This window comes from Pseudomonas sp. 21LCFQ02 (assembly GCF_024129895.2).
Lineage (GTDB): Bacteria > Pseudomonadota > Gammaproteobacteria > Pseudomonadales > Pseudomonadaceae > Aquipseudomonas.
The window spans coordinates 1,417,078-1,432,396 of the sequence record NZ_CM178749.1 but is presented as its reverse complement, the minus strand read 5'-3'; the positions used below and the strand labels follow the sequence as shown (position 1 = coordinate 1,432,396).

Below are 15,319 nucleotides of genomic sequence, written 5' to 3'. Positions count from 1 at the left end.
CATTCTCACAGAGGGTTCTCAAGAGCGGCGCAGGCGTTCGCTGTGCGCTTCATAGGCACGGCTGAACTCGCGACCGAACAGGTCCTGGAAATCGTCTTCGGCTTCCTGGGAAATACGCTGGTACAGCGCGGTGAACTGCTGCCAGTACTGCGCCTGACGCGAACCGCTGAACAGGTTCGACAGCCCGCCAGGCTTACCCATGCGTGCTTCCAGCTCGGCCGGTTCGAAACGCTTGAGCAGGTGCTTGATGGCCGCCTCGACACCGGCCATCACCGCCAACTGGTGCGCACGCAGGTCGTCGAAGCTGTCGTTGACCGCCTGCTCGGGGTCCATGAAGGCCTGATTGCCATGGCGCAGCAGCAGCAACAACGCTTCATCGGCGTTGGGCGCGAACTTCAGCGGGTTGTTTTCGACCGGGCGGATCATCGTCTGATGCATGCGAAACTCGCCCTTGAGGCTGGTGCGGGCGCGCAGCACGTCGATCAGTCCTTCGACCATCAGCCGGTAGCTACGGCCGATAGCCTCCATCTGCGCCTCGGCCTGCTGAGGGTCGATACGCAAATGGTCCAGACCGGCGCCGCGCAGAAAGGCCTGGAGCAGTTCGCCACTCGGTGCCGGGGCGGCTGCAGCAGTCACCGCAGCGGCTGGCCGCGACGGCTGAGCAGGTGCCAACGATGCTGGTACAGGCGGCACGGGTACAGGCGGCACGGGTATGGACGGCTCGGTCTCAGGCTCGACAAGCGGGATTGGCGGGATTGGCGCGGCAGGCTTTGCCTCGACAATCATGTCTTGTGCTGGCGGCACCGGCTCGACCGTGGCCACGAATGGCTGGGCGGCAACGGCGCCGAGATCGGCAAACGGGTCCCAGTCATCCGGAATCAGACCGGCACCCGCCTCGGCGGCTGGCGCTGGCGGCGCTACCGGCTTGTCGAGTAACACCGCAGTTGGTGGGCGGAAATCATGCTGGCGGGCCGGTACATGGTCGGGCTGGGTGGCCGGCGCGACATTGGAGCTGCCCAGAAAGTCGAACAGGTCCGGGAAGGTGTCCTGGGCCGAGCCGCCCTGCAAATGAGCCATGCCGGATGCGACCGCCGGCGCACTTTGCGGCGTCTGCCAGTTGCTTTCCTGACGGCTCATCAGTGCTTCAAAACTGTTGGGGGATTCACTGAGCGGGGCGGCCTGATCCGTCAGTTGCATATCAAAGTCGATACGCGCGCGAATCTCGTACTCACCAATACGGATAACTTCACCGTCTTGCAGTACTTCACTGTTGCCCCGCCGTAGACGCACCCCGGCCTGCACCAGCTCTACCCCGTTGGTGCTGTTATCGGTCAAGTAGTAGCGGCCATCCTTATACTGGATGACGCAATGCCGCGAAGATACCAGGCGCTCGGGATCAGGAAGTACCCAGTCATTATCCTGACTACGGCCAATTGCCATCACTCCGGTATCCAGTGTCTTTTCAGCGCACTGACCGGGCGTGATTTTATGGTAACTAGTGATCGTCAAGCTCAGTGACATTGCGATTCCCTGCTTATCTTGCACACTAACTTCTGAGTGCCCTGCAAACTGCCCGCGCTGCTCTCGCTACGCTGAAAAGGCCGCGAATCAGCCCCTGACAGGCATCTTTCGCTAAAGTTCAATAATTTCCTATTTGCACTAAGCCCCGACTGACCGTCGGTTGCGGCGCCATGATAATCATGCCGACGCGGGCGATGTCAAAATAACATACAAGCTGTTACCTGCGTCACAACCGCTCTTTCGGCTGCATATAAGCACCTTGACAAGCCCTGCGCGCTACTTCAAGAATGCACAACTCCTGATATTGTGTGATATCACGTTGCCACTAACTAACCAAGTGCGACATCCACACTAATAAATGGTTCAAAAAAAATTTCCCCAAACGACTGCAAGACATCATCTGACAGATAAGGAGATCGGACGTGGTGGATGTCGCAATGTTGCTTAGCGCTGTTTCAGCCCAGTTGCCGTGTGGCGAAGACCTGGAATATAACGCGGATTTTTTGCAACTGGAGCGTGATGCCCTGGGTAAACCCGAGCGCATCATGGGCGACGCCGTGCAACCGGCCGAACCACCACAGTGGCGCCAGATAGAGCAGTCCAGCAGTGCCCTGTTACAGCGCAGCAAAGACCTGCGCATCACCCATTTCCTGGCCCAGAGTGCACTGGCACTCGATGGCATTGCAGGCCTGGCCAACACCCTGGATCTGATCGAGCAACTGCTGCGTCAGTACTGGGACGGGCTGTATCCGTTGCTCGACGCCGATGACGACAACGATCCGACCCTGCGCATCAATGCCCTGGCAGGTCTGAGCGGCGACACCAATCTGCGCTTGCTGCGTGACAGCCCGCTGGTGCGCTCAAGAGCCTTCGGTACGCTGAGCCTGCGCGCCGCATTGCATGCCAGTGGCGTGGCGATTGCCAGCGATGAGTCGCTGAGCCTCGACACCTTCAACGCCGCGCTGCGCGACAGCGATCCGCAGAGCCTGCAGGACACCCGGGACGCACTCAGCCTGGCGCTGCAACGAGCGACAGGCATCGAGGCCTTCGTCAACGAGCAGGTCGGCTCGGCCCAGGGCGTCGACCTGACGCCGCTCAAACAGCCCTTGCGGCAGGCCTTGCAGGCTCTCGGTGAGCCGGCCCCGGCACACGCCCCGCCAGCCCACGATGAGCCCGCCGCCAGCGACCAGCCGCATGCCGCAGCACCTGCCCCGGTCGCCGCCGCACCCCGCGCGAGCGGCGAGATTACTGATCGTGATGATGTCGTGCGTAACCTTGAGCGCCTGCTGGCGTACTACGCCCGCCATGAGCCTTCCAGCCCGTTGCCGGTGCTGTTGAACAGGGCCAGAGGGCTGGTCCACGCCGACTTCGCCAGCATCGTGCGCAATCTGATTCCCGACGGCATGTCCCAGTTTGAAACCCTGCGCGGCCCCGAGGCTGACTGATCCGCCACCCGGATCACGCCCCAATCGTGCAGCCCGTTACCGGCATTGATGCCAACACCGTCGCAACAGCGACCAGGAGAAGCAACGTGGCGAAAACCAGTTCGCAGAAATTCATTGCGCGCAATCGTGCGCCCCGTGTGCAGATCGAATACGACGTGGAACTGTACGGCGCCGAAAAAAAGGTCCAGTTGCCGTTCGTGATGGGCGTCATGGCCGACCTGACCGGCAAGCCTGCCGAGCCCCTGGCACCGGTGGCCGAGCGCAAGTTTCTGGAGATCGATGTCGACAACTTCGACTCGCGGCTCAAGGCCCTGCAACCACGCGTGGCCTTCCATGTGCCCAACGAGCTGACCGGTGAAGGCAACCTGAGCCTGGATATCACCTTCGAAAGCATGGACGACTTCAGCCCTGCCGCCGTGGCCCGCAAGGTCGACTCGCTGAACCAGTTGCTCGAAGCCCGTACCCAGTTGGCCAACCTGTTGACCTACATGGACGGCAAGACCGGCGCCGAGGAAATCATCCTCAAGGCGATCAAGGACCCGGCGTTGCTCCAGGCCCTTGCCAGCGCACCCAAGCCTGGCGATGCCACTTCCAATGACGCCGAGCCCAACGCCTGAGAGGACCTTTGATCATGAGCGAACTGTTGCGCGACACCCAGAGCCAGCCGGCTTCTCAGGAACAGACCAGCGAATTTGCCTCGTTGCTGTTGCAGGAATTCAAACCCAAGACCGAGCGCGCCCGCGAAGCGGTAGAAACGGCGGTAAAAACCCTGGCCGAACAGGCCCTGGCGCAAACCAGCCTGGTGTCCAATGACGCGATCAAGTCGATCGAGTCGATCATCGCGGCCATTGACGCCAAGCTCACCGCCCAGGTCAACCAGATCATCCACCACGACGAGTTCCAGAAGGTGGAAAGCGCGTGGCGCGGCCTGCATTACCTGGTCAATAACACCGAAAGCGACGAGCAACTGAAGATTCGGGTGCTGAACATCTCCAAGCCGGAGCTGCACAAGACCCTGAAGAAGTTCAAGGGCACCGCCTGGGACCAGAGCCCGATCTTCAAGAAGATGTACGAAGAGGAATACGGCCAGTTCGGCGGCGAGCCCTACGGCTGCCTGATCGGCGACTACTATTTCGATCAGTCGCCGCCGGATGTCGAATTGCTGGGTGAACTGTCAAAAGTCTGCGCCGCGATGCACGCGCCGTTCATCTCGGCGGCCTCGCCAACCGTGATGGGCATGGGCTCCTGGCAGGAGCTGTCCAACCCTCGCGACCTGAGCAAAATCTTCACCACCCCGGAGTACGCCGGCTGGCGCTCGCTGCGTGAGTCTGAAGACTCGCGCTACATCGGCCTGACCATGCCGCGCTTCCTGGCGCGCCTGCCTTACGGCGCCAAGACCGACCCGGTGGAAGCCTTCGCCTTCGAAGAAGACACCGACGGTGCCGACAGCGCCAAGTACACCTGGGCCAACGCTGCCTACGCCATGGGTGTGAACATCAACCGCTCGTTCAAGCACTTCGGCTGGTGCTCGCGGATTCGCGGTGTGGAATCCGGTGGTGAGGTCGAGAACCTGCCGGCGCACACCTTCCCCACCGACGACGGTGGCGTGGACATGAAGTGCCCGACCGAGATCGCCATTTCCGACCGCCGCGAGGCAGAGCTGGCCAAGAACGGTTTCATGCCGCTGCTGCACAAAAAGAACACGGACTTTGCCGCCTTCATCGGCGCCCAGTCGTTGCAAAAGCCGGTCGAGTATGACGATCCGGACGCCACCGCCAACGCCAACCTGGCCGCGCGCCTGCCGTACCTGTTCGCCACCTGCCGCTTCGCGCATTACCTCAAGTGCATCGTGCGCGACAAGATCGGCTCGTTCAAAGAGCGCGACGACATGCAACGCTGGTTGCAGGACTGGATCCTCAACTATGTCGACGGCGACCCGACCCACTCCACCGAAACCACCAAGGCCCAGCACCCGCTGGCCGCAGCCGAAGTGGTGGTCGAGGACGTCGAGGGCAACCCCGGCTACTACACCTCCAAGTTCTTCCTGCGTCCGCACTACCAGCTCGAAGGCCTGACCGTGTCGTTGCGTCTGGTTTCCAAGCTGCCGTCGGCCAAAGGCGCATAACCCGGGGTTAACCGCCACATTGGCGTCGTACCACGGTGGGAGCGAGCTCGCTCGCGAATAATGCTTCGCGATCAAGCCCGCTCCTGCCGGTCAACCCAAGATCATATCCGTGGCCCATGCCACCTCAGGAGAAAAACATGGCTGTCGATATTTTCATCAAGATCGGTGACATCAAGGGCGAGTCGGTCGACAAGACTCACAAGGACGAAATCGAAGTGCTGAACTGGAGCTGGGGCATGTCCCAGTCCGGCAACATGCACACCGGCACCGGCGGCGGCGCTGGCAAGGTCAGTATCCAGGACCTGTCGCTGACCAAATACGTCGATAAAGCGACCCCCAACCTGATGATGCATTGCTCCAGCGGCAAGCACGTCGCCAAGGTCACCCTGACCGTGCGCAAGGCCGGCGGCGACAATCAGGTCGAGTACCTGATCATCAACCTCGAAGAAGTGCTGATCTCCTCGCTGAGCACCGGCGGTTCGGGCAGCGATGATCGCCTGATCGAGAACGTCACGCTGAACTTCGCCAAAGTCACCGTCGACTATCAGCCACAGAAGGCCGACGGCACCAAGGAAGGCGGCCCGATCAAGTACGGCTGGAACATTCGCTCCAACGTCAAGATCTGATCCGGACTCGCTCCCGGTGCATGCATCGGGAGCGATCGGCTTCAGGAAGACTCCGATTGATGTGGCAAGGAGACTGAGTTGTGGCAAAGCCTTCGTTTATCAATTTGCAGCAGGCCTACCCAAAAGTTGCCGATCCTTGCGACCAGCCTTGGGGAAACCAGTGCGCCATTCGCATGAGCATCGCGCTTAACGGCGAAAAGAGCATTCGCATCAATAAATCGACCTACACCGAACCAAAGTGCAAACACGACCATGCCCGTGGTGCAGAGTCGCTGGCCAACTGGTTGTGGCGTCATCATCTGGGCCGTCCACTGATCATCGGTGGCAGTGCCGCTGACCGACAAGTGCTACGTGATAAGCGTGGCATCATTTTCTTCAAGGATTGCTTTCGCAGAGCATCAGAAACGCTGGAACAACGCAGCGGCGATCATATCGATCTCTGGAATCGGGGCTTGACTCAAGGCTTCAACGACGGCGACTACCTGTCCAAGCAGGTCTGGTTCTGGGAGCTGCCATGAGCAATCTTTTTTCAAGCGCCACTCTGATTGCGTGCGCGTTGTTCAGCCTGAGTGCCTGTGCGCAACCCGACGGGCAAACGAACGTTCAATCAAAGCAACTGACCCAAGCGACAGTGGGCAATTCATCTGTGCATCTGATCGAAGCAGACGGCCAGTGCGTATTGGTCAGGTCGGACAAAAGCCAGTTGAAAATGGGTATGGAGTGGCCCTGCCAGTTCACACCCGACAAGCAGGGCAAAGTCCAGACCGAAGTGTTCAACAAGACGCCCATCGTGTTGGTCGAGCACGTTCAGGCCAACCCCGCACCTGATATCGAATGCATCAAGAAATCCCAGGCCGTCCGCTTGCGCAATGGCACGCTGGAGATATCACGAGTCAATAAAAGTGCGATGTGCAATATCGGCCAACAGGATCAGAAAATGTTCAGCGGTCTGTTCCAGTGGTGAGCATGATCAGGGCGGCTCATATCATGCTGCTTGCCGCGCTTTTGCCCGGTCTGGCACAGGCTGGCCAAGCCGTCGATGCAGATTTGCCATTAGAGGCTGTACTGGCAGGTCAGAGCTATGCGCTGGAGAATCAGCAGCACCGTTGTGCGTTGCGCAAACCTGACCAGAGCTTGCTGATGCTGGATATACCTTGGCCTTGTCATTTCAGCATCAGTGAGCCCGCAAAGGCTCACATCGAAACATTCCAGAATGTGCCGATCGTAATGGCACTGCACATCAAGACACTTGCGGATACGCCTAGCGAATGTCGCTCGCAATATCAGGCGATCCGCCTTTACAAGGGAAAACTTGAACCATCGGTTGCAGGACGCTACGCCAGTTGCATGCGTGGCAAGGGCGACCAGAAAGCCTATACCGGGGTATTCGATTGGTAAGTCCCATGACCCCGCGCGAGCGCCTGCAACCTTCCCTGCTCGACCGTCTGACCGACGACGACCCCGGCAACCCGCAGGAAAGCGCCGACAAGCGCGTGTTGTCGCTGAGCCAGCTCAAGGCCTCGGTGCTGCGCGACTTGAGCTGGTTGCTCAACACCACCTCCTTGCTCGACGCCGATGCCACGCTGCACACCCCGGCCGGCACCTCGGTGGTCAATTACGGCTTGCCGGCGCTGGCTGGCACCAGCGTCTCCGGGGTCGATATCGCAGTGCTGGAAACCCTGATCCACCGGGCGATTACCACTTATGAACCGCGCCTGCTGGCGCATACCGTGCGGGTCCGGGCGCATGTCGGTTCAGAACAGATGAACCATAACGCCCTGAGCTTCGAGATTCAGGGCGACCTGTGGGCCCAGCCGGTGGCACTGCCCTTGCTGCTGCGCACCGAACTGGACCTGGAGTCCGGCCATGTGCAGGTGCTGCCTGCCGATCAACGGAGACGCTCATGAATCCGCGCCTGCTCGGGCTGTATAACCAGGAGCTGCAGCACATTCGTGAAAGTGCTGCCGAGTTCGCCCGCGAGTATCCGAAGATCGCCGGGCGCCTGACCCTGTCAGGGATGGAGTGCGCCGACCCGTATGTCGAACGCCTGCTCGAAGGCTTTGCCTACCTGACCGCCAGGGTGCAGTTGAAGCTCGATGCCGAGTACCCGACCTTTACTCATAACCTGCTGGAAGTCGCCTACCCGCATTACCTGGCGCCCACGCCGTCGATGACCGTGGTGCAGATGCAGGCCGACCCGGACGAAGGTTCGCTGGCTGACGGTTTTACCCTGCCACGCGGCAGTGTGCTGCGCGCCGCGCTGGGCCGCGACTCGCAGACGTCCTGCGAATACCGCAGCACCCAGGACGTCAACCTGTGGCCGGTGCAGGTCAGCCAGGCCGAATACTTCGGCAACCCGGGCACCGTGCTGGGCCGGCTGGCCGCCGCAGAGCCCAAGGCCAAGGCGGCGCTGCGGATCACCTTGCGCAGCGGCGCCGAACTGCCGTTCAACAGCCTGAAGCTGGACAACCTGCCGTTGTACCTCAACGGTACCGACGAACTGCCCTATCGACTCTACGAACAATTGCTGGGCAATACCTGCGCGGTATTCGCCCGTCAGCCGGGCCGCGACTGGGTCGAGCGCATACCGGTAGAAAGCCTGCGCCCCTGCGGCTTCGATGACCGCGAAGCCGCCTTGCCAGTCGTGCCCCAGGCGTTCCAGGGCTATCGCTTGCTGCAGGAATATTTCGCCCTGCCGCAGCGTTTTCTGTTCGTCGATTTCAGTGGCCTGCAACGCGCCGTGCAGCGTTGCCATGGTCAGGAGCTGGAACTGATTGTGTTGTTCGAGCGCCTGGACCCGCAGCTGGAAAACAGCATTGGCCGCGAGCACCTGGTGCCGTACTGCACACCGGCGATCAACCTGTTTGCGCGCCGCCTGGACCGTATCCACCTGACCGACCGGGTGCATGAGTACCACGCGATTGCCGACCGCACCCGGCCAATGGATTTCGAGATTCACTCGTTGACCGGCGTCACCGGCCATGGCACCGGTCCCGATCAGTCGTTCCTGCCGTTCTATGCCGTGCGTGAGCCGTCGCGCTATGGCCGCGACAAGGCCTATTACATCCTGCGCCGCGAGCCCCGCGTGCTGTCCAGCGAGCAACGCCGCACCGGCACCCGTTCCAGCTACGTGGGCAGTGAAACCTTCATCAGCCTGGTCGATAGCCAGCAATCGCCGTGGCGCCACGACCTGCGCCAGTTGGGCCTGAGCGCGCTGTGCACAAACCGGGATTTGCCATTGTTCATGCGCTTGGGCGGTGACAGCGACTTCACCCTGGCCGACAGCGCGCCGGTGTCCGCCATCCGTTGCCTGGCCGGCCCCAGTCGTCCGCGCGCCAGCCATGCGCATGACAATAAAGCCTGGCGGCTGATCAGCCAGTTGTCGCTGAACTACCTGTCACTCAGTGAACAGGGTCAGGGCGCGGCGGCGTTGCGCGAGTTGCTGCGCCTGTACGGTGACGATCAGGATGCCGCGCTGCAATTGCAGATCGAGGGCCTGCACGAAGTCAGCAGCAAGCCGGTGACCCGACGCTTGCCGATGCCTGGCCCGATCGTGTTCGGCCGCGGCCTGGAAATCACCCTGAGCTTCGATGAGAACGCCTTTCGCGGCAGCGGCGTGTTCCTGCTCGGCGCGGTATTCGAGCGTTTCCTGGCCCGTTACGTCTCGATCAACAGCTTTACCGAAACCGTGCTGCGCAGCACCGAGCGCGGCGAGATCATGCGCTGGAAAGCCACGCCCGGCCGGCGGCCGACGCTGTGAGCAGCCTGGAGCAGATGCAGGAAAAACCCTGGGAGTACGACTTCTTCCAGGCGCTGCGGCGCATCGAGAATGAAAATCCCGACCTGCCAAGGTTCGGCCATTCGCTGCGCCTGGCCGATGATCCGGTGCGCCTGAGCCAGCGTCAGGACAGCGCCTTCGCACCCTCGACCCTGGCCAGCGTACAGCCGGGCGATGACGAGCTGCCGGCGCGCCTGGAACAGTTTTTCTTCGGCCTCGGCGGCCCCAATGGTCCGCTGCCGCTGCACCTGACCGAGTACGTGCGCGAGCGCCAGCGCCATCACGCCGACCCGACCAGCAAGCGCTTTCTGGATGTGTTCCACCACCGCCTGTTGAGCCTGTTCTACCGCGCCTGGGCCGAAGCCCGACCGACCGTCAGCCACGACCGGCCTGACGATGATTACTGGTCCGGGCGGCTGGCCGCGCTGTGTGGCCGTGGCTTGCCAGGGCAACTGGAGCAGAGCGAACTGCCCGGCACCGCGATGCTCCACTACAGCGGCCACCTCGCCGCCCAGACCCGCTACCCCGACGGATTACGGGCGATCCTCAGCGAATACTTCGGCGTGCCGGTGAACATCGAGGAATACGTCGGTCAATGGCTGGAGCTGCCCGAGCGCAGCCGGGTCGGGGTGACCGCCAACCGGCTCGGCATGGACCTGTGCCTGGGCAGTCATGTGTGGGATCGCCAGCACAAATTCAGAATTCGGCTGGGGCCGCTCAAGCTCGACGACTACATGGGCATGCTGCCCGATGGCCAGCCGTTTCGCGAACTGGTGGCCTGGGTCGCCGAGTACCTGGGCCACGAACTGGACTGGGACCTGAACCTGATGCTGGAGCAGCCCGAGGTTCCGCGCCTGCAACTCAACAACCGTCAACGGCTGGGATTCAACACCTGGCTGGGCACACCGGCACAAGACGCCGACGACCTGATCCTGGCCCGGCACTACGCCGACCAGGCCAGCTCGGTAACGACCTCAAGGAGCAAGTGATATGAGTGAAATCAGTCGTGCCGCGCTGTTCGGCAAACTCAACAGCGTCGCCTACAAGGCCATCGAAGCCGCCACGGTGTTCTGCAAGCTGCGCGGCAACCCTTATGTGGAGCTGGCGCACTGGCTGCATCAGTTGCTGCAATTGCAGGACTCGGACCTGCACCGCATCATCCGGCAGTTCAATGTCGAACCGGCACGCCTGGCCCGTGACCTGACTGACGCGCTGGACCGCCTGCCACGCGGCTCGACCTCGATCACTGACTTGTCGTCGCATGTCGAAGAAGCCGTCGAGCGCGGCTGGGTGTACGGCAGCCTGATGTTCGGTGAAAGCCAGGTGCGCACCGGTTATCTGGTGATCGGCATTCTCAAGACCCCAAGCCTGCGCAACGCGCTGCTGGGACTGTCGACTGAATTCAACAAGCTCAAAATCGAAAGCCTCACCGAACGCTTCGACGAATACGTCGGCGACTCGCCGGAAAATGCCCTGGCCGCCACCGACGGCTTCAATGCCGGCGCACCGGGCGAAGCCAGCGGCGCGATGGCGCCCAGTGCTCTGGGCAAGCAGGAGGCGCTGAAGAAATTCACCATCGACCTCACCGAGCAGGCACGCAACGGCGAGCTGGACCCGATCGTCGGGCGTGACGAAGAGATTCGCCAACTGGTGGATATCCTCATGCGCCGCCGGCAGAACAACCCGATCCTGACCGGCGAGGCCGGGGTCGGCAAGACCGCCGTGGTGGAAGGCTTTGCCCTGCGCATCGTCGCCGGTGATGTGCCGCCGGCACTCAAGGACGTCGAGCTGCGCAGCCTCGACGTCGGCCTGTTGCAGGCCGGCGCCAGCATGAAGGGCGAATTCGAACAGCGTCTGCGTCAGGTCATTGAAGACGTACAGGCATCGCCCAAGCCGATCATCCTGTTCATCGACGAAGCGCACACCCTGGTCGGTGCCGGAGGCGCGGCCGGCACCGGTGACGCTGCCAACCTGCTCAAGCCGGCCCTGGCCCGTGGCAGCCTGCGCACTGTGGCCGCCACCACCTGGGCTGAATACAAGAAGCACATCGAGAAAGACCCGGCCCTGACCCGGCGCTTTCAGGTGGTACAGGTCGACGAGCCGTCCGAAGACAAGGCGCTGCTGATGATGCGTGGCGTAGCGTCGACCATGGAGCAGCACCATCAGGTGCAGATCCTCGATGAAGCCCTGGAGGCCTCGGTCAAACTCTCGCACCGCTACATACCGGCGCGCCAGTTGCCAGACAAATCGGTCAGCCTGCTGGACACCGCCTGCGCACGGGTCGCGATCAGCCTGCACGCGGTGCCGGCCCAGGTCGACGACAGCCGTCGGCGGATCGAGGCGCTGCAGACCGAACTGCAGATCATCGCCCGCGAACATGCCATCGGGGTGGATACCGGCACCCGGCAAAGTACCGTTCAGGGGCTGCTGGACAGCGAGCGCGAGCGCCTGACCGGCCTCGAAGTACGCTGGGCCGACGAGAAGGCGCTGGTCGATGAACTGCTGGCCTTGCGTGCACAGCTGCGCGAAAGCGTTGGCGTGGTGGACAGTGAAATCGATAGCGCGCAGAGCCATGAGCTGCGCGGGCAACTGGTCGCTCTGCAACAGCGCTTGAGCGAACTGCAAGGCGAAACCCCATTGATCCTGCCGACCGTGGATTATCAGGCAGTGGCTTCGGTGGTCGCCGACTGGACCGGTATTCCGGTTGGACGCATGGCCCGCAATGAACTGGAAACCGTGCTCAAGCTCGACCAGCACCTGAAAAAACGCATCATCGGCCAGGACCATGCCTTGCAGATGATCGCCAAGCGCATCCAGACCTCGCGCGCCGGGCTCGATAACCCGAGCAAGCCGATTGGCGTGTTCATGCTGGCCGGCACCTCCGGGGTGGGCAAGACCGAAACCGCCCTGGCGCTGGCCGAAGCACTGTACGGCGGCGAGCAGAACGTCATCACCATCAACATGAGTGAGTTCCAGGAAGCCCACACCGTCTCGACCCTCAAGGGCGCCCCGCCGGGCTACGTCGGCTATGGCGAAGGCGGCGTGCTCACCGAAGCCGTGCGCCGCAAGCCGTACAGCGTGGTGCTGCTCGATGAGGTGGAAAAAGCCCACCCTGACGTACACGAGATGTTCTTCCAGGTGTTCGACAAAGGCGTGATGGAAGATGGCGAAGGCCGGCTGATTGACTTCAAGAACACCCTGATTCTGCTGACCACCAACGCCGGCACCGAGTTGATCGCAGACCTGTGCCAGGACGCCCGAAACGTCCCGGACCCGGAAGACATCGCCAAGGCCCTGCGCCAGCCGTTGCTGGAGATTTTCCCGCCGGCACTGCTCGGTCGGCTGGTGACCATCCCGTATTACCCGCTCAGCGACAGCATGCTCAAGGCGATTACCGACCTGCAGCTGGGGCGCATCAAGAAGCGCGTGGAGAGCACCCACAAGGTGCCGTTCGAGTACGACGACGGCGTGATCGACCTGATTGTCTCGCGCTGCACCGAGACCGAAAGCGGCGGACGGATGATCGACGCCATTCTGACCAACACCCTGCTGCCGGACATGAGCCGCGAGTTCCTGACCCGCATGCTCGAAGGCCAGCCGCTGGCCGGCGTGCGGATCAGCCAGCGCGACGGGCAGTTGCATTATGAATTCGCCGAGACGCCATGACCTGCCGCTGTAGGAGCGGCTTCAGCCGCGAAGGCTGCATGACTTCGCAGCTAAAGCTGCTCCTACAGGTTTTTACATAACGAGAGATCCATGAATTTCCAGCAACTCACGCGTATGACCCAAGTCACCAGCCCGCTCGGGCCGGATGTGCTGTTGCTCAAGGACATGAGCGGTGGCGATGAGTTGGGCCGGTTGTTCAACTATGAGCTGCAACTGACTTCCAAGGACGGTGCGCTGGACCTCAATCAGTTGCTCGGCAAGCCCATGAGCCTGTCGGTGCAGCTGGGCGGCGGTGGCCAGCGTTACTTTCATGGCATCGTCGCGCGCTGCAGCCAGAACGCCGACCGTGGCCAGTTCGCCAGTTATCAGGTAACCCTGCGGCCCTGGCTGTGGTTGCTCAGCCGCACCTCGGACTGCCGGATCTTCCAGCACCTGAGCGTGCCGCAGATCATCAAGCAGGTGTTTCGTGATCTGGGTTTTTCTGATTTTGAAGACGCGCTGAGCCGTCCCTATCGCGAGTGGGAATACTGCGTGCAGTACCGCGAGACCAGCCTGGATTTTGTCAGCCGGCTGATGGAACACGAGGGCATCTATTACTTTTTCCGCCACGAGCAGGACCGTCATGTGCTGGTGCTGGCCGACGCCTACGGCGCGCATCAGTCGGCGCCCGGCTACGCCTCGGTGCCGTACTTTCCACCTGACGGCCAACACCGTGAACGCGACCACTTCAATGACTGGCGGCTGGCTCAGGAGGTGCAGCCCGGTTCACTGGAGCTTAACGACTACGACTTCGAACGGCCCAGCGCCCGCATGGAAGTGCGCTCGGCCATGCCGCGCCCGCACAGCGCCGGCGATTACCCGCTGTACGACTATCCCGGCGCCTACGTGCAGAGCCAGGACGGCGAGCACTATGCCCGCACTCGTCTGGAAGCCCTGCAAAGCCTGCATGAACGGGTCGAGCTGAGCGGCAATGCCCGCGGCCCCGGTGCCGGGAACCTGTTCAGCCTGACCGGCTTTGGCCGCCAGGATCAGAACCGTGAATACCTGGTGGTCGCCGGGCGTTATTACATCGCCCAGGAAAGCCTGGAGAGCGGCAACGGCGGCGGCTTGCAGTTCGAGGTCGGGCTGACCTGCATCGACGCCCAGCAGAGCTTCAAGCCGCTGGCGAGCACCATCAAACCGCTGGTGCAGGGGCCGCAGACCGCCCGTGTCGTCGGGCCGGCCGGTGAGGAGATCTGGACCGACCAATATGGCCGGGTCAAGGTGCATTTTTACTGGGACCGGCATGACCAGTCCAACGAGAACAGCTCGTGCTGGATTCGGGTTTCGCAATCGTGGGCCGGCAAGAACTGGGGCTCGATGCAGATTCCGCGCATCGGCCAGGAAGTGATCGTCAGCTTTCTGGAAGGCGACCCGGACCGGCCGATCATCACCGGTCGGGTGTACAACGCCGAACAGACGGTGCCCTACGACCTGCCCGCCAACGCCACCCAAAGCGGCATCAAAAGCCGCTCCAGCAAGGGCGGCACGCCGGCCAACTTCAATGAAATCCGTATGGAGGACAAGAAGGGTCAGGAGCAGTTGTTTATCCATGCCGAGCGTAATCAGGACATCGAGGTCGAGAACGACGAAACCCACTGGGTCGGGCATGACCGGCGCAAGACCATCGACCATGACGAAACCGTGCATGTGAAGCACGACCGTACCGAGACCGTGGATAACAACGAAACCATCACCGTGCATGCCAACCGCAGCAAGACGGTTGATCGCAACGAGACCGTGAAGATCGGCATGAACAAATCGGAAACCATCCTCATGGCCTCCTTGCAGAACGTCGGCATGGGCCGGATGGAAAACGTCGGCTTCGGCTACAGCCTCAACGTCGGGATGATGATGAACACCCTGGTCGGCATGAGCCAGACCACCCAGGTGCTGAAAAAGAAATCCACCTCGGTAGGCGAGGCCTACACCCTCAGTGTCGGCGGCACTGACGACGGCTCGACGATCAACATGGACGGCAAGACCATCAAGCTGGGCAGCAAGGTCATCGAGCTGACTGCCGACCAGGAAATTCGCCTGGCTTGCGGGCAGAGCACCATTCGTATCACGGCTAACGAAATCGAGATTCTTTCGCCCAATGTCGACATCAACTGCTGAT

Annotated in this window: 13 protein-coding genes; 12 read left to right on the top strand and 1 reads right to left on the bottom strand. The window is 61.8% G+C overall.

The window, feature by feature from the left end; genetic code table 11:
• Positions 1-18: 18 nt before the first annotated feature.
• Entirely contained in the window at positions 19-1,521 is a 1,503-nt protein-coding gene (tagH, locus tag NJC40_RS06715; RefSeq protein WP_253142811.1) for a type VI secretion system-associated FHA domain protein TagH, read from the bottom strand.
• A 425-nt stretch (positions 1,522-1,946) separates the two neighbouring features.
• Here tagH and tssA point away from each other — a divergent pair, with 425 nt between their 5' ends.
• The 12 genes from tssA (at position 1,947) to NJC40_RS06655 (ending at position 15,318) form a co-directional block, all read left to right on the top strand.
• Complete coding sequence (gene tssA, locus NJC40_RS06710; RefSeq protein ID WP_253142821.1) at positions 1,947-2,966, top strand: type VI secretion system protein TssA; 1,020 nt, start codon at positions 1,947-1,949, stop codon at positions 2,964-2,966.
• Positions 2,967-3,052: 86 nt separating this feature from the next.
• The gene (gene tssB, locus NJC40_RS06705) at positions 3,053-3,583 is read left to right on the top strand and encodes a type VI secretion system contractile sheath small subunit (protein WP_045485686.1); all 531 of its coding nucleotides are present in this window, start codon (positions 3,053-3,055) and stop codon (positions 3,581-3,583) included.
• 14 nt (positions 3,584-3,597) lie between these two features.
• Positions 3,598-5,091 (top strand): type VI secretion system contractile sheath large subunit, encoded by a 1,494-nt coding sequence (gene tssC, locus NJC40_RS06700; protein WP_253142812.1) that lies wholly within the window; start codon positions 3,598-3,600, stop codon positions 5,089-5,091.
• Positions 5,092-5,228: 137 nt separating this feature from the next.
• Positions 5,229-5,717, top strand: a complete 489-nt coding sequence (locus tag NJC40_RS06695; protein ID WP_045485680.1) for an Hcp family type VI secretion system effector — start codon at positions 5,229-5,231, stop codon at positions 5,715-5,717.
• An 80-nt stretch (positions 5,718-5,797) separates the two neighbouring features.
• Positions 5,798-6,235 (top strand): type VI secretion system amidase effector protein Tae4, encoded by a 438-nt coding sequence (locus NJC40_RS06690; protein WP_253142813.1) that lies wholly within the window; start codon positions 5,798-5,800, stop codon positions 6,233-6,235.
• Entirely contained in the window at positions 6,232-6,681 is a 450-nt protein-coding gene (locus NJC40_RS06685; RefSeq protein ID WP_253142814.1) for a hypothetical protein, read from the top strand. The genes NJC40_RS06690 and NJC40_RS06685 overlap by 4 nt, the downstream gene beginning before the upstream one ends.
• A gap of 23 nt (positions 6,682-6,704) precedes the next feature.
• On the top strand, positions 6,705-7,115 hold the full coding sequence (locus NJC40_RS06680) for a hypothetical protein (protein WP_253142815.1): 411 nt from the start codon (positions 6,705-6,707) through the stop codon (positions 7,113-7,115).
• A gap of 5 nt (positions 7,116-7,120) precedes the next feature.
• Positions 7,121-7,624 carry a type VI secretion system baseplate subunit TssE gene (gene tssE, locus NJC40_RS06675; RefSeq protein WP_492180510.1) on the top strand — a complete coding sequence of 168 codons (504 nt, stop codon included), beginning with the start codon at positions 7,121-7,123 and terminating at the stop codon, positions 7,622-7,624.
• On the top strand, positions 7,621-9,477 hold the full coding sequence (gene tssF, locus NJC40_RS06670; protein ID WP_253142817.1) for a type VI secretion system baseplate subunit TssF: 1,857 nt from the start codon (positions 7,621-7,623) through the stop codon (positions 9,475-9,477). The genes tssE and tssF overlap by 4 nt, the downstream gene beginning before the upstream one ends.
• A complete protein-coding gene (gene tssG, locus NJC40_RS06665) occupies positions 9,441-10,484 on the top strand; it encodes a type VI secretion system baseplate subunit TssG (protein WP_253142822.1) in 1,044 nt (347 codons plus the stop codon). The genes tssF and tssG overlap by 37 nt, the downstream gene beginning before the upstream one ends.
• Before the next feature lies 1 nt (position 10,485).
• The gene (gene tssH / locus NJC40_RS06660) at positions 10,486-13,161 is read left to right on the top strand and encodes a type VI secretion system ATPase TssH (RefSeq protein WP_045485661.1); all 2,676 of its coding nucleotides are present in this window, start codon (positions 10,486-10,488) and stop codon (positions 13,159-13,161) included.
• Positions 13,162-13,251: 90 nt separating this feature from the next.
• Positions 13,252-15,318 (top strand): type VI secretion system tip protein TssI/VgrG, encoded by a 2,067-nt coding sequence (locus tag NJC40_RS06655; protein ID WP_253142818.1) that lies wholly within the window; start codon positions 13,252-13,254, stop codon positions 15,316-15,318.
• Position 15,319: the final 1 nt, after the last annotated feature.

Bases quoted from the DNA above. Each gene is read 5' to 3' on its own strand.
- tagH (WP_253142811.1), bottom strand. From the start codon at position 1,521: ATGTCACTGAGCTTGACGATCACTAGTTACCATAAAATCACGCCCGGT.
- tssC (WP_253142812.1), top strand. From the start codon at position 3,598: ATGAGCGAACTGTTGCGCGACACCCAGAGCCAGCCGGCTTCTCAGGAA.
- NJC40_RS06695 (WP_045485680.1), top strand. From the start codon at position 5,229: ATGGCTGTCGATATTTTCATCAAGATCGGTGACATCAAGGGCGAGTCG.
- NJC40_RS06685 (WP_253142814.1), top strand. From the start codon at position 6,232: ATGAGCAATCTTTTTTCAAGCGCCACTCTGATTGCGTGCGCGTTGTTC.
- NJC40_RS06680 (WP_253142815.1), top strand. From the start codon at position 6,705: ATGCTGCTTGCCGCGCTTTTGCCCGGTCTGGCACAGGCTGGCCAAGCC.
- tssE (WP_492180510.1), top strand. From the start codon at position 7,121: ATGACCCCGCGCGAGCGCCTGCAACCTTCCCTGCTCGACCGTCTGACC.
- tssF (WP_253142817.1), top strand. From the start codon at position 7,621: ATGAATCCGCGCCTGCTCGGGCTGTATAACCAGGAGCTGCAGCACATT.
- tssH (WP_045485661.1), top strand. From the start codon at position 10,486: ATGAGTGAAATCAGTCGTGCCGCGCTGTTCGGCAAACTCAACAGCGTC.
- NJC40_RS06655 (WP_253142818.1), top strand. From the start codon at position 13,252: ATGAATTTCCAGCAACTCACGCGTATGACCCAAGTCACCAGCCCGCTC.